The sequence below is a fragment of the Mycobacterium sp. NPDC004974 genome (assembly GCF_053600815.1).
Genome location: NZ_JBSGAQ010000018.1, coordinates 134,629 through 157,342 on the forward strand (window position 1 = coordinate 134,629; position 22,714 = coordinate 157,342).

General features: G+C 67.0%; 14 protein-coding genes. 4 read left to right on the top strand and 10 right to left on the bottom strand.

Annotated features, from left to right (window positions below; genetic code table 11):
* Window positions 1-19: 19 nt before the first annotated feature.
* The 3 genes from ACWEFV_RS29605 to ACWEFV_RS29615 form a co-directional block, all read right to left on the bottom strand.
* Complete coding sequence (locus ACWEFV_RS29605) at window positions 20-9,268, bottom strand: fatty acid synthase subunit beta domain-containing protein (protein WP_450072793.1); 9,249 nt, start codon at window positions 9,266-9,268, stop codon at window positions 20-22.
* 536 nt (window positions 9,269-9,804) lie between these two features.
* Entirely contained in the window at window positions 9,805-10,539 is a 735-nt protein-coding gene (locus tag ACWEFV_RS29610) for a DUF1906 domain-containing protein (protein ID WP_450072794.1), read from the bottom strand.
* Window positions 10,540-10,638: 99 nt separating this feature from the next.
* A complete protein-coding gene (locus tag ACWEFV_RS29615; RefSeq protein ID WP_450072795.1) occupies window positions 10,639-11,280 on the bottom strand; it encodes a MerR family transcriptional regulator in 642 nt (213 codons plus the stop codon).
* A 319-nt stretch (window positions 11,281-11,599) separates the two neighbouring features.
* On the opposite strand from ACWEFV_RS29615, the gene ACWEFV_RS29620 reads away from it, so the two are divergent.
* On the top strand, window positions 11,600-12,868 hold the full coding sequence (locus ACWEFV_RS29620; protein ID WP_135456598.1) for an MFS transporter: 1,269 nt from the start codon (window positions 11,600-11,602) through the stop codon (window positions 12,866-12,868).
* Here ACWEFV_RS29620 and ACWEFV_RS29625 read toward each other — a convergent pair.
* Window positions 12,853-14,073 (bottom strand): low temperature requirement protein A, encoded by a 1,221-nt coding sequence (locus ACWEFV_RS29625; protein WP_450072796.1) that lies wholly within the window; start codon window positions 14,071-14,073, stop codon window positions 12,853-12,855. The two genes, ACWEFV_RS29620 and ACWEFV_RS29625, sit on opposite strands and share 16 nt — an antisense overlap.
* A 212-nt stretch (window positions 14,074-14,285) precedes the next feature.
* Between ACWEFV_RS29625 and ACWEFV_RS29630 the strand changes: the two genes are divergently transcribed.
* Window positions 14,286-14,873, top strand: coding sequence for an AfsR/SARP family transcriptional regulator (locus ACWEFV_RS29630; RefSeq protein ID WP_135456602.1), 588 nt, complete (start codon window positions 14,286-14,288; stop codon window positions 14,871-14,873).
* A gap of 135 nt (window positions 14,874-15,008) precedes the next feature.
* On the opposite strand, the gene ACWEFV_RS29635 is transcribed toward ACWEFV_RS29630, so the two are convergent.
* From ACWEFV_RS29635 to ACWEFV_RS29655, 5 genes are all read right to left on the bottom strand, one after another.
* Entirely contained in the window at window positions 15,009-15,647 is a 639-nt protein-coding gene (locus ACWEFV_RS29635; protein WP_450072797.1) for a twin-arginine translocation pathway signal, read from the bottom strand.
* The gene (locus tag ACWEFV_RS29640; RefSeq protein WP_450072798.1) at window positions 15,644-16,534 is read right to left on the bottom strand and encodes a tetratricopeptide repeat protein; all 891 of its coding nucleotides are present in this window, start codon (window positions 16,532-16,534) and stop codon (window positions 15,644-15,646) included. Before ACWEFV_RS29640 ends, ACWEFV_RS29635 begins: the two co-directional genes overlap by 4 nt.
* Window positions 16,535-16,677: 143 nt before the next feature.
* On the bottom strand, window positions 16,678-18,180 hold the full coding sequence (locus ACWEFV_RS29645) for a FadD3 family acyl-CoA ligase (protein WP_450072808.1): 1,503 nt from the start codon (window positions 18,178-18,180) through the stop codon (window positions 16,678-16,680).
* 11 nt (window positions 18,181-18,191) lie between these two features.
* Window positions 18,192-19,382, bottom strand: coding sequence for an amidohydrolase family protein (locus ACWEFV_RS29650; RefSeq protein WP_135456609.1), 1,191 nt, complete (start codon window positions 19,380-19,382; stop codon window positions 18,192-18,194).
* 79 nt (window positions 19,383-19,461) lie between these two features.
* Entirely contained in the window at window positions 19,462-21,033 is a 1,572-nt protein-coding gene (locus ACWEFV_RS29655) for an AMP-binding protein (RefSeq protein WP_450072799.1), read from the bottom strand.
* A gap of 58 nt (window positions 21,034-21,091) precedes the next feature.
* On the opposite strand from ACWEFV_RS29655, the gene ACWEFV_RS29660 reads away from it, so the two are divergent.
* Window positions 21,092-21,808: an enoyl-CoA hydratase/isomerase family protein gene (locus ACWEFV_RS29660; protein ID WP_135456613.1), complete on the top strand. Its 717-nt coding sequence runs from the start codon at window positions 21,092-21,094 to the stop codon at window positions 21,806-21,808.
* Between the two features lie 87 nt (window positions 21,809-21,895).
* Here the strand turns inward: ACWEFV_RS29660 and ACWEFV_RS29665 are convergent, their stop codons facing one another.
* Window positions 21,896-22,420, bottom strand: a complete 525-nt coding sequence (locus ACWEFV_RS29665) for a VOC family protein (RefSeq protein WP_450072800.1) — start codon at window positions 22,418-22,420, stop codon at window positions 21,896-21,898.
* Window positions 22,421-22,508: 88 nt separating this feature from the next.
* On the opposite strand from ACWEFV_RS29665, the gene ACWEFV_RS29670 reads away from it, so the two are divergent.
* Window positions 22,509-22,714, top strand: a 206-nt coding sequence (locus ACWEFV_RS29670) for a Zn-ribbon domain-containing OB-fold protein (RefSeq protein ID WP_450072809.1), incomplete at its 3' end; no start/stop codon positions are given.

Here is a 22,714-nt window from a genome sequence, read left to right on the forward strand (position 1 = left end):
CACCTCTCCGTGCACGCACTCACCGCACATAGAGATCGTCGTCACCGAGTCGAGCGTCGGCATTCAGCAACATCGCTGCTTCCTGACGCTTCTCCGGCACGTCGTGGTCGAACCGGCGATCGGCGGGCTTCTCGTACATCGGACGCCCACCGGCGATCGCCCCGGCCAACCGACGCTGACCGGCGAGCGTGCGCTGCTCGGCCCGCTTGCGGTAGTCGTCGCGCTCGGCCGGATCCAACGCTGCGATGAACGCCTCCGGGTGCACCAGGGCAACCAGGCCCGACACGTGACCGAACCCGAGGCTGGTGACCAGACCGGCCTTGAGCGGGAACTTGCCGCGCAGGTCGAGGGTTTCGCGCACCCAGACGAAGTGGCCGGAGGTGGCCAGCTCGTCGTCGACGCAGTCCAGGCTGCGGTTCGGCGGGATGACGCCGTCGCGCAGGATCTGGCACAGACCCATCATCTGGAACACCGCCGCGCCGCCCTTGGCGTGCCCGGTCAGCGTCTTCTGGCTGACGATGAACAGCGGCGCACCCTGTGAGCGACCCATCGAGTCGGCCAGCCGCTCGTGCAGCTCGGTCTCGTTGGGATCGTTGGCCAGCGTCGAGGTGTCGTGCTTGGAGATCACCGCGATGTCGTCGGCGCCGACGCCCAGCTTGGCCAGCGAGCGGGCCAGCTGCGAATCCTTGCCGCCACGCCCGGCGCCCAGGGCACCCAGGCCCGGAGCCGGGATCGAGGTGTGCACACCGTCGGCGAAGCTCTGCGCGTAACCGACGACGGCCAGCACCGGCAGGCCCATCTTGACGGCGAGATCACCGCGGGCCAGCAGGATGGTGCCACCGCCCTGGGCTTCCAGGAAGCCGAGACGACGACGGTCGTTGGCGCGGGAGAACTTCGAGTCGCTGATGCCCTTGGCCCGCATCATCTCGGTGTCGGCGGTGGCCGCCATGTCACCGAAGCCGATGATGGCTTCCAGGGTCAGATCGTCGAAGCCGCCGGCCACCACCAGGTCGGCCTTGCCGAGACGGATCTTGTCGACCCCCTCCTCGACCGAGACCGCCGCGGTGGCGCACGCGCCGACCGGGTGGACCATCGCGCCGTAGCCGCCGACGTAGGACTGCATGACGTGTGCCGCAACGACGTTCGGCAGCACCTCCTGCAGGATGTCGTTCGGCTTGGACTTACCCAGCAGGTTGCCGTGGTACATGGTCTGCATCGAGGTCATGCCGCCCATGCCGGTGCCCTGGGTGGAGGCCACCAGGCTCGGGTGCACCCAACGCATCAGCTCGGTCGGGGTGAAACCCGAGGACAGGAACGCGTCCACTGTCGCCACGATGTTCCACAGCGCCACCCGGTCGATCGAGCTGGCCATGTCCGGGGTGATGCCCCACACCGTCGGGTCGAACCCGGTGGGGATCTGGGCACCGACCGTGCGCGACAGCTTGGTCTTGCGCGGAACCCGAATCTCGGTGCCCGCCTTGCGGATCACCTGCCAGTCACCGGAATCCGGCACCGGCAAGGCCACAGTGTGCTCGGGGTCGAAGGACACGAACGCCCGGGCGTCGGCCTCGCTGGACACCACGAAGCTGAAGTCCTTGTCCAGGAACACACTGACCAGCAGCGGCGAGGCGTGATCGGGATCGATCGCACCGTCGTCGACGAATTCGCGGATGCCGCAGCGCTCCACCACGGCGTCGTGGTAGCGCTCCACGATCTCCGATTCGGGAACCAGCTCACCGGTCTGGGTGTCGTACCAGCCGGCCTTGGGATCGTCTTCCCACTTGACCAGACCGGTCGTCCAGGCCAGTTCCAGCACGCCGGCCGCCGACAGCTCGCCGGAGACCTCCATCTCGAAGCGGGTGCGCGACGAGCCGTACGGCCCGAGTTCGGCACCGCCGACGATGACCACCAGGTCGGCCGGGTCGACGTCGAGATCGGCCCACTCCGGCGCGGGGGCCGGGTTGTGTCCACGCGGCGGGGACGGCAGCGCGGCGATCGCGCCTTCGTCCTCGTCGTCCTCGGATTCGCCTGCGGCACTGGACATGTCTTCGCGGGCCTTGGCAGCCAGCTCGGCCATGTCGATCTTGATGTCGCCCAGTCCGCCGGTCAGATCCGCCTTGACCGGGGCGTTGGCCGCGGCCACCTTCGCGTCCACCGTGCACAGGTTCAGCAGCATGGCTGCCATCTCGGCGGTGGTGTAGGTGGTGACGCCGGCCTCCTCGACCGCGCTGACGATGGCATCGTTGTGCCCCATCAGCCCGGTGCCCTTGGTCCAGCCGATCAGCGCGTGCGCCAGGCTGACCCGGTCGGCCCACGAAGCTTCGGCGCTCCAGCGGTTCACCAACGCGTCGAGCGCGGACTTGGATTCGCCGTAAGCGCCGTCGCCGCCGAACATGCCGCGGTTGGGCGAGCCCGGCAGCACCACGTGCAGCCGTGAGGCGATGTCGCGCTCGGCACCGATCGTCGACAGCCCGCCGATGAGCCGCTGCACGGCCCACAACAGCACCTTCATCTCCATCTCGGAGCGTGAACCCGCCTCCGACAGATCCCCGGCGACGCGCGGTGCGGCGAACGGGAACAGCAGCGTCGGGGTCTGCGCATCCTTGAGGTGGATCGATTGCGGCCCAAGGCTTTCGATCTGCTCGCTACCGACCCACTCGACCAGCTTGTCGATGTCGGCGTAGGACGCCATGTTGGCCGGGACCACCCACAGGGTGGCACCGAAGCGGGCGTTCTCGCGGTAGAGCTCCTTGTAGAACGCCAACCGGTCGTCGTCCAGACGCGAGGTGGTGGCGATGACCGTGGCGCCGCCGTCGAGCAGCTGCCCGGCGACCGACGAGGCGATCGAGCCCTTCGACGCACCGGTCACCACGGCGACCTCATCGCTGTAGCGGCCCTTGCCCGGGTTCTCCGCGCCGGCCGCGATGCGACCGAACAGCGAGGCGTGGATGGTACGGCCGGCGGCCAGCGCCTTGCCCTGCCACCAATTCGCCTGCGTGGCAACGACATGTCCGGCACCCTCGAAGCGCTCCGACAGGCGCGGCCACTCGGCGTCGATCTCGCCCTCGTCAGCCAGCCACAGCTTGACCAGGTCCTCACGGGCGCTGGCCCAGCGGTCGTCGAACACGACAGCCTTCTTGGCGTCGAACGCCGGAGCCACCAATCGCGGCCAGTCCGAACCGAGTTCGGTGGTGACCAGGTCGATCAGCTCGGCGTCGGTCGCAACCTCGGGGGCACCGACCGGAGCGTCCAGGCCGAGCTGGCCCAGCACCAGGCGCGCGGCCGAGGCCAGCACGCCGTCGGGACCCGTGACCTTCTCGGCGAACTCGTTCAGCGCGGCCGAATCCACCACACCGCCGTCACCGGCACCGCCGGCCGAGGGCAGGCTCACCGGCACGCCCTGGCGTGCGCCCACCGCGACGACCGCGGCGTCGATGACCTTGTCGACGTCGGCGGCAGTCGCCAGCGCGCCCGGGTGCAGAGCACCCAGATCGCCGCCGCGAACGCTGCTGCCCTCACGGGTGCCCAGCGCCACCTCGACGGTGACGTGCTTGGCCCAGCCCGGACCCAGCTCCCAGGTCTTGGTGACGCGCTCGGCGATGTAGGCCGGGCGCTTGCCCGACGGGCCGAACACGGTGCGCAGCTGATCGTTGATGGCGTCCGAGAGCACTGGGCCGAACGGCTTGTAGGTGCGGGCCAGCTTGCTGACCTGTCCCTTGAGCGCGCCCAGGTCCGCCTCGGCGGCACCGTCGATGGCACCCAGGTTCAGCTCGGAGCCCAGGTCCACCAGCAGCTGATTGCGGCGCGAGGACGCACCGTCGGTGATGGACTCGATCGAGTCCAGCCCCTCGATCTGGTCGATGCGCATCTTGGCGCTCAGCGCGATCAGACCCACGGTGGCGTCGGCCGCGTCGAACGTGATGTCGTCGGGCCGTGGGCCACCGGAAGGAGCAGCCGGGGCGGCTGCCGGGGCCGGGGCGGCCTCAGCAGCAGGAGCGGCCTCAGAAGCCGCCGCCGGGGCCGCTTCTTCGACCTCAGGCTCCGGTTCCGGGTCGGTGTCGCTGGCGAACAGCACCGCGGCATCGCGCTCGGCGTTGAGCACCTCGACGGTGCTGTGGGCGTACTCGGGCAGCTTCAGCGTGTTGGTGGCCAGTCCGGCGACCGTCGGCGCGTTCTTCACGCCGATCTCGACGAACCGCTCGACGCCGAGGCCTCCCGCAGCTTCTTCGATGAACAGCAGGTCCTGGGTTTCGATCCAGCGCACCGGGCTGGCGAACTGCCAGGCGAGCAGCTCGATGACGACCTTGCGCATCAACTCGCTGGGCTTCTCGTTACGCCAGGTGTCGTAGTCCGCGAGGATCTCGTCGAGCGGCTCGGCCGGCACCAGGTCGCGGATCTCCTGGATGAAATCGCGGTCCAGCGTGAACGGGCGGGGCACCAGGTTCGGGACGTAGCGCCCGACCACCAATTCCGGATCGCGGTCGCGCGGCAGGACGCGTTCCAGGCTGCGCCGGAAGTCGTCCACGCCCACCCGCAGCACGCTGGAGTGGAACGGCACGTCGATGCCGGGCACCAGGATGAAGGACCGCTTGCCGCCGCTGATCTCACGGCGCCGCTCGACCTCTTCCTCCAGCGCTTCCAGGCCCCGCACGGTTCCGGCGATCGCGTACTGCGAACCGCGGAGGTTGAAGTTCACGATCTGCAGGAATTCACCTGTGCGCTCGGCGATCTCGGCGACGAAGCTCTCGACGTCCTCGTCGGCGAGGTCGATCTGCGACGGCCGGATCGCAGCCAGCCGGTAGTTGGACCGGCCCCGCTCATCCCGCGGCACGATGTCGTGCATCTTGGAGCCACGGTGGAACACCGCCTCCAGCAGACCTTCGAGCTCGATGACGCCGGACACGCAGGCCAGCGCGGTGTACTCGCCGACTGAGTGACCGCAGGCGATCGCGCCCTCGACGAACGCGCCCTGCTCGCGCATCTCGGCGACCTGGGCCGCAGCCGTCGTGGCCATCGCGACCTGGGTGAACTGGGTCAGGTACAGCACACCTTCGGGGTGCTCGTAGTGCACACCGGAGGCGATCAGCGACGTCGGGTTGTCGCGGACCACGTGCAGCACCGAGAAGCCCAGCGTGTCACGGGTGAACTTGTCGGCCTTGTCCCACACCTTGCGGGCGGCCTTGGACCGGGCCCGGACCTCCATGCCCATGCCCTTGGACTGAATGCCCTGGCCGGGGAACGCATAGACGGTCTTGGGCGCCGCGAGCCGCGCGGTCGCGGCCATCACCAGCTCCGAGCCGATGCGGGCCTGCACCTCGACAACCTCTGCGCCGACGTCGATTCCGACCCGGTCGACGCGGAAGTCGACCTCGTCGCCCGGCTTGACCATGCCCAGGAAGCGGGCGGTCCAGCCGACCAGGTTGGCCGGCGGGATCGGCTTGCCGTCGGTGGCGGTGACGACGTGCTGCGCCGCGGCCGACAGCCACATGCCGTGCACGATCGGCGATTCCAGACCAGCGAGCAGCGCGGCTGCCCGGTCGGTGTGGATGGGGTTGTGGTCACCGGACACCACGGCGAACGGCCGCATGTCCACGGGTGCACCGACCGTGACGTCGCGCCGGCGACGACGCGGGGTGTCGGTGGCGTTGTCCGAGATCGCACCGCCGGCCCGGACCGGGTCGGTCAGCTCGGCCTCGCCGGTACGGCCGCGGATGGCGAACCGCTCCTCCAGCTTGGCCAGCTCGGTGCCGTCGGAGCTGCGCACGGTCACCGAAACCGGCACAACTCGGCCGACCTCGGTGTCGTAGGCGGCCGAAGCCGTTGCGGTGACGGCCAATTCGGCGGGCTCGGCAGGCAGCGCAGCCAGCAGGTGCGCGGCGTGGTCCAGGTGCACCAGGCTCAGCAGACCTTCGACGACCGGGAATCCGGAGTCGGTGACAGCCGACCCGATCGCGGCGAACACCGCGGGCCAGCAACGGCCGACCAGGGCATCCGGGACGACGGTGAGCGTCGGCGCCAGCGGCGCACCGAAGGTGGCGGTGACGCCGGTGTGATCGGCGACCTGCTCGGGGTTCCAGGCGACGGTGACCTTGGCGGTCCCGTCGACGACGGGAGGCAGCGCGTCCGGTCCGTCGACGCCCGCGGCGATGGCGAGCACGGAACGCATCGCGGTCGCGGCGTCGGCGACCTCGACGACGGGTGCGCCACCGCTGCGGATGGCCTCGGTCAGGGTGAACCGGATGTCGATCCAGGTTCCCGACAGCGGTACCGACAGCACCACGTGCTGATCATCGGCGACCTCAAGGCGGGCTCCGGTGGAAGCGTTTGTGGCGGAACGGTTCTCGCGGACCTGCCACTCGGCGGCCGGGGCGATCCGGTGCACCGGGTTGACCGAGGTGCGACCGGCCCACAACACATCGGGGGCGTCGAGCAGCACGGCCAGCGGACCGGTCACATCGCCGCGGCCCTGACGGCGCGACAGCACGGCCTGCGGCTGGGCGCCGGCGGCCAGCGCCTCGTCGACGGCGGCCTGCTCGAAGCGGTCCAGCAATTCACCGACGGGCTCGTCGACCCGGGTGATGCCGGCCACCGCGGCGGTGCCGGGGATGACGCACACCTGATCGGCGTCGTAGCGCGCATCGTGGGCCTGCCACAGCGAGTCGCTGCGCCACCACCGGCGCACGTCCTTGTCGATCACCGGGACGAAGTTGACCGGCTTGCCCAACGTCTTGCACAGCTCGACGAAGAACGGCACATCGGCCGGGTGAAGCCGCACCGAAGCGGCGTCCGGGTAGGCCGAGACCAGCGCGGCCAGCGCGGCCTTCGGGTCCTCCAGCAGCGCCCGGCCGTCGCCGTCGGCATCGAACAGCGTCTCGATCGAACCGAAATCCTGTGCGTGCAAACGTGCTTCGGCGCGCTTGAGCATCTGCTCGAAGCGGTCGCGCCAGGTGATGTCCAGCCACGGCGAGTCGTCACGCTTGGTGTCGGCGGTGCTGTTGCCCTCGCCGATTGACAGCTCGATGTAGCGGCGCAGCCACTGCAGGTAGGTCATGTCGGCGACATCACCGAAGTACGGCTTGGCGGTGTCGGCCATCGCGGCGATGATCTCGTCGCGGCGCGCGGCCACGGCGTCGGCGTCACCGGCCACCTCGTCGAGCAGCCGGCCGCAGCGCGACGCGGTGTTGTCGATCTCGTGGATGTCGGCGCCGAGCTGGCTGCGGCCGGAGGCCATGCCGCCCGAGGCCTTGCCCGCGCCGACCCATGCCTCGGTGCCCTTGGTGTCCACCAGCAGCTGCTTGACCTGCGGGCTGGTGGTGGCCTCAAGGGCGGCCATGGCGGCGGTGCCGACCAGAATGCCGTCGATCGGCATCAGCGGGTAGCCGTGGGTGGCCGACCAGCGGCCGGACAGGTATTCCGCGGACCGCTCGGGGGTGCCGATGCCACCGCCGACGCAGATGGTGATGTTGGACCGGCTGCGCAGCTCGGAGTAGGTGGCCAGCAGCAGGTCGTCGAGGTCCTCCCACGAGTGGTGGCCACCGGCGCGGCCGCCCTCGATGTGCACGATCACCGGCTTGGTGGGCACCTCGGCCGCGATCCGGATGACCGAGCGGATCTGCTCGACGGTGCCCGGCTTGAACACCACGTGGCTGATGCCGAGGTCATTGAGTTCGCCGATCAGGTCGACGGCCTCTTCCAGGTCCGGGATGCCGGCACTGACCACGACACCGTCGATCGGCGCACCGGACTGGCGGGCGCGCTGCACCAGCCGCTTGCCGCCGACCTGCAGCTTCCACAGGTACGGATCGAGGAACAAGGTGTTGAACTGGATGGCCCGGCCGGGCTCCAGCAGCTCGCCCAATTCGGCGATGCGATCGTTGAAGATCGGCTCGGTGACCTGCCCGCCGCCGGCGAGCTCGGCCCAGTGGCCGGCGTTTGCTGCGGCCGCGACGATCTTGGCGTCCACTGTGGTGGGCGTCATACCGGCCAGCAGGATCGGCGAGCGTCCGGTGAGCCGGGTGAATTTGGTCGAAAGCTTGACCGATCCGTCGGGCAGGCTCACCACGGTCGGGGCGTAGCTCGACCACGGCCGGGCCACCTCGGGCACCGCACCGATGGTGAACAGATTGCGCTGGCCACCGCGGGTCGCGGCGGGCACGATCCCGATGCCGAGCCCGCGGACCACCGGGGCGGTCAGGCGGGTCAGGATGTCGCCGGGGCCGAGGTCCAGAATCCAGCGGGCGCCGGCCTCGTGCAGTTCGGTGATCTCGTCGACCCAGTCCACCTGGCTGACGAGGATGGCTTCGGCCATCTCGCGGGCGAGCTTGACGTCGATTCCGACGGCCTCGGCCCAACGGGCGACGATCTCGACGCCGTCGGCCAGACGCGGGGTGTGGAAACCGACTTCGACCTGCACCGGGTCAAAGACCGGAGCGAAGACCGCGCCGCCGCGGACTTTGCTCTTGCGCTCGGCCTCTTCCTTCTCAGCGATCTGGTTGCAGTAGAGCTCGAACCGCGACAGCTGCTCAGGTGTGCCGGTGATCACAACGGAGCGCCGACCGTTGCGGATGGACAGCACCGGGGGCAGCACGGTGCGGACGTCCTGGCTGAACTCTTCGAGCAGTTCATAGATGCGCTCGGGCTCGGCATTGGTGACCGACACCATCGGCGGACGGTCACCCAGCACGGTGATCCCGCGGCGACGGGCCACCAGGGTGCCTGCCGCGCCGATCAGCTGCGCCAGCGCCAGCAGCTGCACATCCCTGGCGCCCTTGGCGGCCAGGGCCTCGACGGCCAGCACGCCCTGGGAATGCCCGGCGACGGCCACCGGCGGGGTGGCGGCCAGGTCCATGCCCTGACGGGCCAGTGCGCGCACCGCGGCGATCTGGGTGAGCAGGACACCGGGCACCGACACGGCAGCAGAGGTCAGCTGCTTGTCGGACGGCACCGGCTCCTCGGCGGCCAGCGCGCGAACCCACTGCAGCGGCTCGAACCCGATAGGCCGCACCACGACGAGTTCGGCGGCCACCGGCTCGAGCAGCAACTCGGCCTCGCCGGCCAGGGTCGCCAGTTCGGCCTCGATACCGGCCGAGGACACCAATTCCTCAAGAGTCTCCAGCCAGGCGCTGCCCTGGCCGCCAAAGGCGACGGCGTAGGGCTCTCCGGCGCTCAGCCGGTCGACGAGGGCGTGCGTGGAGTCAGCCTGCCGACCGTCGGATCCTGAGTCGTCGTTGCGACCGGCGGACACCCGGTCGTGTTCGTAGATCGTCACTGGCGCTATCTCCTCGGTGCTGCTGTGGTTCTGCGGTGAATGGTGTCGCGTGTGGCTGTCGCGGTGCGGTGCTCGGTGTCTGTCTGCATGTCTGGGGCGGTGTGGGCTGCCCGGGCGACAGGCCAACGGCGATTCAGCGTCGAATCAGGCTGGAATGCCGGCCGCCGGAGCTCTCCGGACGGTGTCACTCACATTCCCGCCGTACTAAGAGTGTCATAAGAGGGGGTAGGCGTTTTCCGCCCAGATTGGTTACTGGCGAGTTCTACGCATGGGTAACCGCCGGTAACGTAACGCAGCACAGACTGGCGGCCAAAGCCATTCGGGACAAACGTCCTGCTGGCAGGTGGTTACGGTCGAGTAGCCATAACTGTGCAGATCAAGGCAGTATTGTTATCGAATCGTTACCTAAATTTTCCGTTGCATCCGAGGCTCCCGAGCAGCCGCGATCCAGCAGACAATCGGGCCGATTCTGTCCAGCGAATCTCGCGCATCCGAGCAAAAAGTTTGCTGAAATATCTTACTCGTCGGTAACTATTTCAGTCCCACTGACCAAATCGCGGCTTGAGGATGTGGTTGATGTCCACGCCGATCCCGCCGACGTTGCGCTTGTCGATCTCGACCTGATGCAGGTGTGCGGCAGGGTGGGCGACCCGGCCCGGCGAGCCCCAGTTGTGCTGCCAGAAGTACGAGCCCAGCCCGTCCTGCAGAGCCCATTCGATCGTCTTGGAGTTGGCGTACACGCCGACCCGCTGGTGCCCCAGCACGGCCTCCCAGCCGCGTAGATACGGCGCTACCTGATGCTTGTACTGCTCATAGCTCGGATCATCGTCGATCGACGCGTAGATCGGCGCCCCCACCGATCCGCCCGCAGAGGAGTGCAACTGCCAGCCGCGCTTGGCGTGCTGAATCCCGGCGTTCTGCCCGCCCAGCCAGTCGGCGGTGTGCTCCTTGCCGTACTGATAGCAGGACACGATCTTGAGGCCGTTCTGGTACAGATCCCGGGTTTCGGGCAACTGAATCGGCTTACCGAGCATCCACGCACCGCCGGGCCTGCGGTCGGAGACGTAGCGAATTGCCCCGATGGCTCCTGACGTGCGGATATCGGCAGCAGGGATGACGCCGGCGGCGTAATCGAGCAGGACACCCAGCGGCGCAGCGCCGGCCGGAGGGGCGGTCACTCCGGCGCCGACGGACGCCAGGCCGGTACCCAGCCCGATCAGCGCGGGTGCAGCCGCCGCGTATTTGAGCAGGTCGCGTCGGGATATCGACACGTGCCTCAGATTACGACAAGTTCCTCAATATTCACTTCGACGCCACCGACCACAGGTACATCAAGGTTCACACCTGCCCCGATCGGGTCTGAACAGGCCTTATTCAGCGGTTGCCAAACGGGTCCGCAGGGCCCGCTCCAATCCAACCGAGACCACGGCCTGGGCCAGCTCCCGCAAGTCGGTATCGGACGAGACGCCCCGGCATGCGGCGAGCGCCGCGACAGCCGACTCGGCCACCTGATCGATCGCGGCATCGGTCGACTTGGCGAGGTGGGCAATGATCCGGATGGAGCGCCGCTGGTCCTCGGCGCCGGTGACCAGCGCGGCCAATGCCGGGTCGACCACCTCCGCGGGGGCCTCGACGCGCTCTGGGCCCTCCAGGCCCTCCACGATGTCCAGCAATCCGAACTCCACGAGCGTGCGGACATCCTCGTCGGCCGGATCCACGTTCAGTGTCAGTGTTTTCGGCCGGCACCAGTCCGAGGCCTGGATTCCCAGAGCACCGGGCAGATCCTTGCCGCCACGCAAGCCCGCGAAGAACTCGGCGATGTGCGCCGAGTTGAAACCTTTGGCCAGTAGCTGGCTGATCGCCGTCAACTGAGCCAGGTGCCGCTCGCCGTAGTACGCCGAGCGCCCGACGCGCCGCGGCGAATCCAGCAGTCCGCGCTCACGATAAGCGCGGATATTGCGAGCGCTGACGCCGGAAATACGCGCCAGGTCTTCCAGACGATACTCAACCAAGCCGACGTCCTCCGCGTCGGATTGAACAGCGATTCATGCCGACACCCTACTCCCCGATTAATACTGCGAGCGAATTCACGGCTGAGCGACCCCGCCGCCCTCCATGTACATAAGCAGCCCGGTTATCTGCACATATGCCGCACCACCTGTTCCCAGTTACACGTGAGAGTGCATTTTCAGCCAACTCTATGAATCGCGGCAGAGCGGGCCTCGAGACGAAATTCACAGCCGCGACAATCAACTCCGGTCGCTTGGCCACCCATGAGTGCGAGAGCATGTATGCCTGCCCCGAGAAACACATTTGACGAAAGGTGCCCGCGTGCGTCCCTGGATCGTTTGGGCCACCGGACTACTCGCGTACATCATCGCCGTGCTCGACCGCACGACCCTCGGCGTCTCCGGCCTGCAGGCCGCCGACAGATTTGCCGCGAGCCCTGGCGTGCTGTCCACGTTCGTCGTGCTGCAGGTGATCGTCTATGCCGCGGCCCAGGTACCAGCCGGACTGCTGCTGGACCGGTTCGGCTCCCGTGTGCTCATCGTCTGTGGGGCCGCGCTGATGACCGCCGGCCAACTCGTGCTCGCACTCAGCGAGTCGCTACCCGCGGCGATCGGTGCGCGGGCCATCGTCGGCCTGGGCGACGCATTGACCTTCATCTCGGTACTTCGCTTGGTGCCGTACTGGTTCGAGCCGGCGCGCGTTCCGTTGGTGGCACAGCTGACCGGGATCTGCGGTCAGCTCGGTCAGGTCCTGTCTGCGGTCCCGTTCCTCGCGATCCTCACCGGGTCGGGCTGGACACCGGCATACCTGTCGGTCGCAGCGTTCGGAATCGTGGTGATCGTGTTGGCGCTGGCCCTGATCCGCAACACTCCGCACGGCACGGCGCTCACGTCCGAGCCGATCTCCCTGCACGCCAGCCTGTCCCGTATCAAGACCGTCTGGCTGCGACCCGGCACCAGGCTCGGATTCTTCACCCATATGGGCACCCAGTTCTCGGTCACGGTATTCGCGCTGATGTGGGGAGTGCCCTACCTGACGGTGGCGCAGGGACTTTCGGAGACCGCAGCAGGCTCGCTGCTGACTGTCTCAGTGGTGGCCGCGATCTCGGCCGGGATCATGATCGGCGTATTCACGGGCCGGCATCCGCACCGCAGATCACGTCTGGTGCTCTGGATCATCGCCAGTAACGCCCTGGTGTGGACCGTGGTGCTGGCCTTGCCCGGCCCGGCGCCGGTGTGGTTGTTGGTGGTGCTCATCGTCGTCATCTCGGTGGGCGGTCCCGGTTCGATGGTCGGATTCGACTTCGCCCGCACCTTCAATCCGAGCCACACGCTCGGGACCGCCCAGGGCATGGTGAACATGGGTGGCTTCCTGGCGGCACTGCTGGTGATGCAGGCGATGGGCCTGATCCTGTCCGGCGCCGACAGCTACTCTTTCGCATCGTTCCGGCTGGCCTGGTCAGTGCAGTACGCGGTCTGGATTCTGGCCACGATCGGAATCCTGATCACCCGCCACAAGACGCGCCGCCTGCTGGCGGCCGAGCAGGAACGAATGTTGTTGGAAAGCTTCGAGACTCACCCTGGCCGGTGAGCGTCCAGGCGCCGACCGACGATCTCGGCGGCGTGCCGGTGCCCGACCGCCTCGAACCCGACGACCACCACCAGCGGTGCCGCGGTAACGACCAACAGACACGCCGCCATCGACGTCCCGTTTGCGGCCAGCGCCACCGCGGCCACGAGCACCCCTGCGGCCAGCGCCAGCAACAGCGCGTGCAGCAGGTCGAAATCCCCCACAAGAAGTGAGTAGATGACGAACATCGCCGCCAGGTAGACGCCAACCGGAATCGCCACTGCCAGCACGGTACCGACCGAACTCAGCTTCGATTGACCGTCGACGTAGTACGCCGCCACGTGCAAGCCGGCGCCGGTGGCCACGATCGCCGCGTACACCGCCAGGTGCAGATATCCGTACCAGAACGAGAGTGAGCGCTGGGCGTGCAGCAATGCGCCGGCCGGAACCAGGAAGTACACCCACCACATCCCGAAGGTCAGCCCGATTCCGGAAGCGACGAGCAGGATGGCGTCGGTGGACCAGCCGTGCTCCCCCACCGCCGCGGTCAGGGACGCCACCGTACCGACCACTCCTTCACCCAACGCGATGATCGCGAGCAGCCCGTAGCGCTCGGCGACGTGATGGGCGTGCCACGGGGTGCCACCCATCCACCGCTCGGCCAGGATCGGTCCGCTGATCTCGACGACCATCAGCACCAGGGCGGTGACGAAGAAGACCGTCAGCGAGGTCTGTACGAAGATCTGCACCACCCACCCGATCTGCGCGACGACGACCGCACACGCATAGGTCAGGCACGCGGACCGGCGTGGCGGATCCTGCGCAGCGGCCCGTAACCACTGCCCCACCATCGCGATTCGCATCACCACATAGCCCGCCACCATCACCACGTTGTCGACGTGCCCGCCGTGTTCGATGGAGGTGAACACCGGCGGTATGCCCAGCGCCAGGATGATGACGCCGACCATCTGGAGCATCGTCATCACCCGGTAGATCCAGTCGTCGGTGTCGTAGGCGGAGGCGAACCAGGTGAAGTTCATCCACGCCCACCAGATCGCGAACGCGGCGAACCCAAAACCCGCCAACCCGGCCGACACGTGCCCCTCGGCCATCAGATGCGCGAATTGTGCGGCGGCCACCCCGAAGGCGATTACAAATGTCAGGTCGAACAGCAATTCCAGCGGAGTCGCCACCCGGTGCTGCTCGTGCGGATCGCGTCCGGCCATCCGGCTCAGCCGGTGGGTTTGAACCGGACTAGGCCTGACTTCGTTCACCCTGGTATGCCCCTTCTTCGCCACGTGTCACCGCAATTCCATCGCATCTGGACGCCGGAGCGAGGATTCGCGGCGGCGTGGTCGCAGAAACTCGCCGAAAAAACTCGAAATACGAGTAGTGCACTACTGATGTCAGAGCCGCGGCCACGCTCGAGGATGATGTTGTGTCCAAGCAATTCACGCTGAACGTCCTCGGCGAGTTCGCCGTCTACCGCGACATGGAGCCGGTGGTCTTGCCGCCGTCCTGTCGCCGGTTGGTGGCGTTGGCCGCTGTGAAGCGCCGCGAGCTGCACCGCAGCTGGGTATGCGACCTGCTGTGGCCGGGCAGCCCGCCACACAAGGCGGTGTCCTCGTTGCGATCCGCGCTGTGGCGATTGCGACCGTTGGGCGCAGACGCCCTGCTCGTGGTGCGGCACCAGTACGTCAGCCTGGCCCCCGAGGTGAAGGTTGACTGGCACGAAGCGCTCGCATTGCACGAGGCAATGGCGGTGATCGACGGACGACCGGCACCTTCGGTCACCCATCCCGCCCTGCACCGGCTGGTCCGAAGCCGCGACCTGCTCGAAGGTTGGCCCGACTCCTGGTGTGCCGCTGAGCGCGATCGTTACCAGGCCATCAAGCGGTCTGTCCTGGACACGCCCGACGGCGCCGCACCGAGGCAGGTAACGCACTACGTGGTCCCAGGCTCACCGCACCGTCCCGGGTTGCACGTGAGCCGCCAACACAACGGCAACGCGGGGTGCCGGCCATGAGTGCGCTATTGCTGGGCCTCGCTGTCTTCAGCGCAGTGATCACCGCGCTGGCGGTGCACGAACTACAGACGTGGCTGGAGCGATGGGCGTACGAGCGTCACGCTCAGGACTGACGCCCCCTCGCTGTTAGCGCCGTTACACCGGGTCGAACGACGAGATCAACCAGTTGCCGTTGATCTTGCTCATCCCGACTTTGACGGCGCTGGCCGTGAAACTCCCGTTGGGGTTCTCGGCGCTCGTCGTGGCCTGGTTCACGAACACCAGCACCACCGCTGAATCGGGGTGGATCTCCGAGACGGCCGAACGCACGACCGCCGCAGTGGTCTTGACCGACTTCTGCTTGGCGGCGGGGGCGACGATCTCCTGCGTGAACTGGGTGTAGTACGAGAGAAAATCTCCGGTCAGATGTGACTTTGCGGCCGTGAAATCGCGGTCGAGACTGTCCGGCGCGTAGGTCAGGAGCGCCGTCGTGCCTTCGCTGGCCGCCTTGAGCACAGTCGCCGACGCTGCCGGACCGGTCTGCTGGTCAACGCGGAACTGCGCGAAGTACAGCCATCCGGCCAGGGCGGCCGACGCGATCAGCGCCACCACAAGTGCCAGCGGGAACCACAGCATCTTCAGCCGCTGCCGCCAACCTCCCGGTGGCTCAGAAGCAGCCGTGTCGCTGTCGTCGGCCGCATCGGTCTCGGCCTGCTCCTCGGCGCCCTCTTCGATCTCGACTGCCGTCTCGGTGTCGGCTTTCTCGGTCTCTTTGATGTCCTGGTCCAGGGTCACGGCACGAACTCGACTTTCGACAGCTTGATCTGGTCACCTTCGCGGACCATGTTGACGGCCACTCGCCACGGCCGCGGTTGCTTGTTGGCCCCGGTGGTGTTGGTCACCTTGGTGTTCACTGCGACCAGCACAACGGCGTTGTTGTCGCTCATGGTGTCCACCGCGGCGCCCGTCACGTTCGCCTCGGTCACCACCTTTGCGTCCTGGGCCAGCTTGACGAAGTCCTTCGACTGCGCCTCGAAGTCCTCCCGGAACTCGCCCGTCGAGTTGTCGAGGATGTTCTTGACGGCATCTTGAGCGTGGTTGAAGTCCAGCGACATGAGGGTGACGACGGTCTGGCGGGCGGCAGCGGTGTACTCGGCCGCCAACTGCTGGCGATGCTCGGCCTGGCGGTTGTGCCAGATCATCCAGCCGCTGAATCCGAGCAGTCCAGCGATGACGATGAGCGTCAGGCAGGTCGCGAGCACCTTCCAGAACAGACCCGAAACCCGCACGCGCGGGAGTCGGCGGGCCGACGTGCCCTCGGCGGCCTCTGGCTCTGCCTTTTCAAGCGGTTCGGCCTCAACGGCCCCTGCCTCTGCGTCGACGCCGGCGGTGTCGGTGATCTCAGGGGTATCGGACTCGTCGGCATCGGGGACGTCGGAAGGCTCGGTTGTCGGCACTTCGTCAACCGGACCGTCGGCCACGGTCGCGTCCGCGGCGTCCTTGTCGGCGTCGGCCTGGTTACGCAGCCGAATGGCGCGGGCCCTGGCCCGCGCGGCGGCCGCAACGGCCTCGGCCTCTGCGGCCTCCGCTTCGGCCTGTTCAGCCAGTTTCAGTGCGTCGCTCGGTGACGCGTCATCTTCGCTAGTATCGATTACCGGCGACGAAGGCTTGCGGGACGGCATGCCGACCTCCTGTCCGTTCAGCAGCCTGCTTAACGAGAATTACGTTATCAGTTTGCGGTAGTGACCCGAGAGTACATCATCGACAGCAGGCGCATAAATGCGCATTTACCTGCGGAAATGATGTTTACGCACTGTGTGCTCACTTAGCCCGGACTCGCCGTTACCCGCGCCTCAAGCTCATTCTTCATCACCTTGCCGGTGGCATTGAGTGGTAGTTCGTCGAGAAACTCGACATACCGGGGCACCTTGTAGCCAGCCATGCGCTCGCGGCTCCAGGCGATCAATTCCTCCGCAGCGATCGCCGCGCCGGGCTCGTCCCGCAGCACCACGAACGCCTTGCCGACCTGCCCCATACGCTCGTCGGCGACGCCGATGACGGCAACCTGGGCAATCGCCGGATGCTCGAGCAGAAATCCCTCGATCTCGGCCGGGTAGGCGTTGAAGCCTCCGACGATGAACATGTCTTTCTTACGGCCGACGATCCGCAGCCGTCCGGACTCGGTGAACTCGCCGAGATCTCCGGTGTGCAGCCAGCCGTCGGGATCGATCGCCTCGGCAGTGGCCGCCGGATCGTCCAGGTAGCCCTGCATCACGTTGTAGCCGCGCACCAGCACCTCGGTGTCGTCAGCGATGCGCACGTCGATCCCCTCGCAGGGCAGCCCGGCGGTGGTGGCCACATCCTCGGCCGAATCACCCGGACGTGACAGCGTGACGTTGCCCGCCTCGGTGAGGCCGTAGCCGGTCATCAACGTCTGGAACGGCAGCTCTTCGCGGATACGACGCACCAGTTCCACCGGGATGTCAGCGGCACCGGTCACCCCTGCCCGCAGCGTCGCCAGCCGGTCACGGTCCGCTACGGCCAGCAGCGAGTGGTAGAGCGTGGGCGGGCCCGGCAGCATCGTGATGCGTTCGCGCTCAATCATTTCCACTACGTTGTCGATGTCGAACACCGCCACCGGCAGCATCGTCGCACCGCGCAGGAAGGACGCCACCAACCCGGCCTTCAACCCGAAGGTGTGGAAGTACGGGTTGATCATCAGATAGCGATCGCCCTCGCGCAGATCCGCCAGGGTGGCCCACTCCTCGTAGGCCCGCAGCGTCTGGCGATGGTTCATCATCGCGCCCTTGGGCCTACCGGTGGTGCCCGAGGTGAAGATGACATCGGCGATGTCGGTGGGCTCCACATCGCGCGTGTACGGGCTTCCACTACTCAGGAAGTCGGACTTCAGATCGATGGTCGGAACATCGAGATCAGTCTCTGAGAAAGTGAAATCCTGTCCGAGGAAACCCTTTTGGACCAATACCGCCTTGGCACCGCTGCGCGCCACCACGTCGGCGGCCTCTTCGGCTTTGAACCGGGTGTTGACCGGAACCAGCACGCCGCCGGCGACCATGATCCCGAACGCGGCGATGATCCACTCGGCGGAGTTGGGGGCCCAGACCGCGACCCGGTCCCCCTTGGCGATGCCGAACTCGACGAACGCACCCGAGGCTTTCCGGATGCGCTCGACCAGTTCGGTGAAGGACAGACGCAGCGGACCGTCGGCCCCGGCCGGATTGTCGCCATAGTCGACGACCGCGTCCGTGTTGCCGAAACGGTCCGCTGCACTCAAGACCATCGCGGGGATGGTCTGCCACTGATTGATGTGTCGGCCCCTTAGAGCGTGACCAGGCGGCCCAAGTTGCCGCCCATGATCTTGGCCTGATCCTCGACGGCCAGGTGCTCGAGCGCGGTCACGTAGTGGGTCGGCTCGGCCAGGCCCTCCGGGTGCGGCCAGTCGGAGCCGTAGAGCACCTGGTCCACGCCGATCAGGTTGATCAGGTCGTCGATGCCCTCTTCGTAGAACGGGCTGACGTAGATGCGGTTCTTGATCTCCTCGATGGGGTTGCCCAAGAAGGCCTCCGGGGCCTTCTTGTAGACCTCGGCCATCGAATCCAGCAGCGGGAACATCCATTTCGACCCGGCCTCGACGATGCCCACCTTGAGCTTCGGGAAGCGGAACAGGGCACCGTGGATCACCCAGGAGGCCACCGCATCCTGGATCGGGCGCCACTCGTTGAGGATCGACATGGCATTGGTCTGGAACGGCAGCATCTCCTGCACCGTGCCGTCCCATTCCGAGGTGTAGCGCGAGTAGCCGCTGTCCGAGGAGTGCATGCCGACGAACACGTCGTACTCGACGCAGCGCTCCCAGAAGGGGTCGAACTCGGGCAGCGCGAACGAACGCGGGCCACGGAAGCCGGGCACCGGGGCCGGGCGGATCAGGATGGCGCGGGCGCCTCGCTTGACCGCCCACTCCAGCTCTTCGATCGCCTTCTCGACGATCGGCAGGGTGATGACCGGGGTGGTGAAGATGCGGTTCTGGTAGTTGAAGCCCCAGACCTCGTCCAGCCACTGGTTGAGCGAGTGGACGATGACGTGGATGGCGACCGGATTGTCGCGCAAGCGCTCCTCGATGAGGCTGGCCAGCGTCGGGAACATCAGGCTGCGGTCGACGCCGAGTTCGTTCATCAGCTCCAGACGCGGCTCCGGCTCGAAGAACGCCGGGATGGACCGCATCGGCTCACCGAACAGCTCGCGCTTGCTCTTGCCGTCCGGGTTGCCGAACTTGAAGTACTCCTCCCAGGCACCCGGCTTGGCGACATGCGAGAACGTGGGGTTCGGGATGTAGTTGCTGATGTGGCCGTCAATAGCGATCTTGGTGCGGCCGTTGACCTCGACGTACTGGACGATGTCCTTGTACTCCTTGGGGAGGTACTTGGTCATCGCCTCCGGCGGCTCGTAGAGGTGGTTGTCCGCGTCGAACAGCGGAAACGGAATGTCGACCCTATGCGACAGTTGTCCCATGGAAAACTCCTTTGCAATTCGAGAGAATCATATTCTCACTTGATAACTGCCGCAATGCCCAGCTCGGCCCGAGGGCTGCTCACCGGGCGATTGCAGCAATCTCCTGACGGATGACGAACTTCTGAACCTTGCCGCTGGCCGTGCGGGGAAAATCCTCGGCCTGATGTAGCTCTTCCGGCCATTTCTGCCGGGCCATCCCACAGGACTCGAAATGCGCCCGCACCTGATCGAGGGTGGGCATCCTGCCGCCGTCGCGCACCCGAAGGACCGCGGCCACCCTCTCGCCCAGCCGCGCGTCCGGTGCGGCCACCACGATCGCCTCGATCACATCGGGCAGGCCCAGCAGCACCTCCTCCACCTCGAGCGCGCTGATGTTCTCGCCGCCCCGGATGATGAGGTCGGTGGTGCGGTCGGTGATGGTCAGGTACCCGTCCTCGTCGAGCACTCCGATGTCACCCGTGCGATACCAGCCGTCGGCGTCGAAATGCTTTGCAGTGAGGGCATCGTCGGTATAGCCGAGGCACAGATCCGGTCCACGGCTGAAGATTTCGCCGTCCGACCCGAGCCGGATCTCCACACCGGGACGCACATTGCCATCGGTGTAGAGGCGCTTGGCCTCCGGCGCCCCTGCGCCGGATCCGGTTATCGACGGATGTTCGGTGCTGCCATAGGAACGGAAGACGAACAGGCCCAGATCGGCCAGTCGCCGGGTGACGGCCGCGGGCACCGTCGAGCCGCCCAGGCCGACAGTGGTGAACCGGGCCAGATGGCGTTCGTTGAACTGCGGATGGTCCATCAGGCTGGTGACGAAATACGGTGGCCCGCCGCCGATCGACAATCCGTCCCGCTCGATCAACTCCAGCACCTTGCCCGGATCCCAGACGTCGCACAGATCGATCGGGGCACCCTCCAGCACCGGGATCAGGAACGCGCCGAGCATGCCGATGAAATGCCCGACGGGCGTGGCGGTGAGCTGACGACCCCGGTCCGGTGGATAGTTCTCCAGCAACTGGCGGGTTTCGAAGCCCAGCGTCTGATGGCTGTGGATAACGCCTTTGGGCTCGCGGGTGGTTCCGGAGGTGAAGGCGATCAGGGCCGGGGCCGCGGGATCCGCGGTCAGGGTGCCGTTCATCGGCTCGTCGGCCAGCAAGTGGGTGTACGCGTGAACATGCTGCTCGCGCGAGCGCTCGTCGGACAGGCCGACCAGGCCGACGATCGGGACATCGGCACACAGATCGGGCTCGAACTTCATCCGGCCGAACTGCTCGGTGGTGATGAACACCTTCGGTTTCGCCGTGGCCATGATGTGGCCGAGTTCCTTGCGTCCGTAGAAGTGCACGATCGGCACGGTCACCGCACCGAGGAATGCCGAGGCCCAGAATGCGACCGCGGCCTCCATCCAGTTCGGTAGTTGCAGGGCCACGACGTCACCGGGTCCGACTCCGCGATCGCGAAGCCCGGCGGCCAGGCGCCGGGCGGTGCGCTCGACCTCGCCGAAGGTGCCCCGGTACGGACGAGTCGCGGAGTGCACGTAGAACCCGGCGTCAGGGCTGGCGGCCAAACCGTCGGCCAGCATCTGCCCCAGGGTTTCCGGCCGCCACCAGCCTTCTTCGACGTACCGTTTGGTCAGCTCAACGGGGATGTCGCGCACAACGGTGATGCTATTCTCATCAAACGAGAATGCCAATCCCGGAACTGGAGAACGTTTGATGGTCGACCTCGAAATCGACGGCGAACTGGCGGTCATCACAATCGACCGACCGCAGGCACGCAACGCCATCTCGCTGGACACCATGGATGCGCTGAACAAGGCGCTCGACGGGGCAGCCGGCGCGTCCGCTCTGGTGATCACCGGCGGCGGCGACCGCGCCTTCGTCTCCGGGGGCGACCTCAAGGAACTGGCAGCACTGCGCACCGAACTCGAGGCTTCCGAGATGGCCTGGCGGATGCGCACGATCTGCGACCGCATCGCCGGTTTCGACGGGCCGGTAATCGCGGCGCTCAACGGCCATGCCCTGGGCGGTGGGGCCGAGGTCGCCGTCGCGGCAGACATCCGAATCGCCGCCGATGACATCAAGATCGGCTTCAACCAGGTGGCCCTGGCGATCATGCCCGCCTGGGGCGGGGCCGAACGACTCGCCACCCTGGTCGGTCGCAGCCGGGCGCTGCTGCTGGCCGGAACCGGTCGCATCCTCGGCGCACGCGAGGCCGAGCAAGTCGGCCTGATCGACCAGGTCGTCCCCCGGGCCGAGTTCGCCGAGACCTGGCGGTCGACGGCGCAGCTTCTGGCCCGACATCAGGCCGCTGAGGTCAAGCGGGTGATCAACGGGGTGTCGACCACCGAGGCGGTCGCGGCCTTCGCCCGGTTGTGGTGCTCGGACGAGCACTGGGCCGCCGCGGACAAGGTGATGAACAAAGGCAAATAAGCGCGCCGTTGGCGACCGCCTGTCGAATGGCCGGTTCCGACACGGCCGTTGCGAGAAAATGTGTCACAACTGGCCGCTCGGCCGACGTCAGCCGCCCAACTCCCGAACCGGATCGCTGCCGTCCCAGTCGGCGGCCTGCGCGCGTACGAAGGCGGCCATGCCGGCCGAGGCGTCGGTCAGCTCCATGACCTCGACGATCGAGGCACCTGTCGGCGGCTCGAAGTACGCGAAGCGCACCCCCTCCCCTTCCCCGCCCGACCACACCTGGGGCCAGCCCTCCTCGCCGAGCTTGTCCATCGCCGCATCGAAATCGTCTGCCCAGTAGGCAAGTTGGTGAAAGCCTCCCGCGCCGGAGCCGCCGAGGAACTCGGTGAAGATGCTGGGCGTGTCATCGAGTTGTTGGATCAACTCGACCTGCAGGTCACCGCTGTTGGACAGCGCGAGGGACAGTTTCACCTCGCACGGCGCGCCCCGGTAGGTCACCCGCTGCGGCAGGTCGCGGATCACGAACCACGGACCGACACCCATCTTCAGCCAGCCCGCTATTGCATCGTCCAGGTCGGTGACCACGTACCCGATCTGGCGGACCTCTCCCGGTAGAACCTCGCTCACGCCGCCTCCATCTGTCCATGCCGTCTCAACTGCATCGAGGAGCCTACCGAGAGTCGGTTCTCACTAGACGAGAATTGCATTTCCAGTTATCGTCAGCGACGTGTCAACTCAGAAGGCTCTGGCGCCCGAGATCTCGACCTGGCCCGATGCCGAACCCCAGCTGATCGGCAGCCGCTGCACCGACTGCACGGCCACCACATTCCCCGCCCAGGCCCGCTGCCCCAAATGCTCCGGCGGCAACACCGAACAAGCCCTGCTGCCCCGACGCGGCACCGTCATCGCCTGGACCACCCA

Bases quoted from the DNA above. Each gene is read 5' to 3' on its own strand.
- ACWEFV_RS29625 (WP_450072796.1), bottom strand. From the start codon at position 14,073: ATGGCCGGACGCGATCCGCACGAGCAGCACCGGGTGGCGACTCCGCTG.
- ACWEFV_RS29660 (WP_135456613.1), top strand. From the start codon at position 21,092: ATGGTCGACCTCGAAATCGACGGCGAACTGGCGGTCATCACAATCGAC.
- ACWEFV_RS29650 (WP_135456609.1), bottom strand. From the start codon at position 19,382: ATGGGACAACTGTCGCATAGGGTCGACATTCCGTTTCCGCTGTTCGAC.
- ACWEFV_RS29640 (WP_450072798.1), bottom strand. From the start codon at position 16,534: ATGCCGTCCCGCAAGCCTTCGTCGCCGGTAATCGATACTAGCGAAGAT.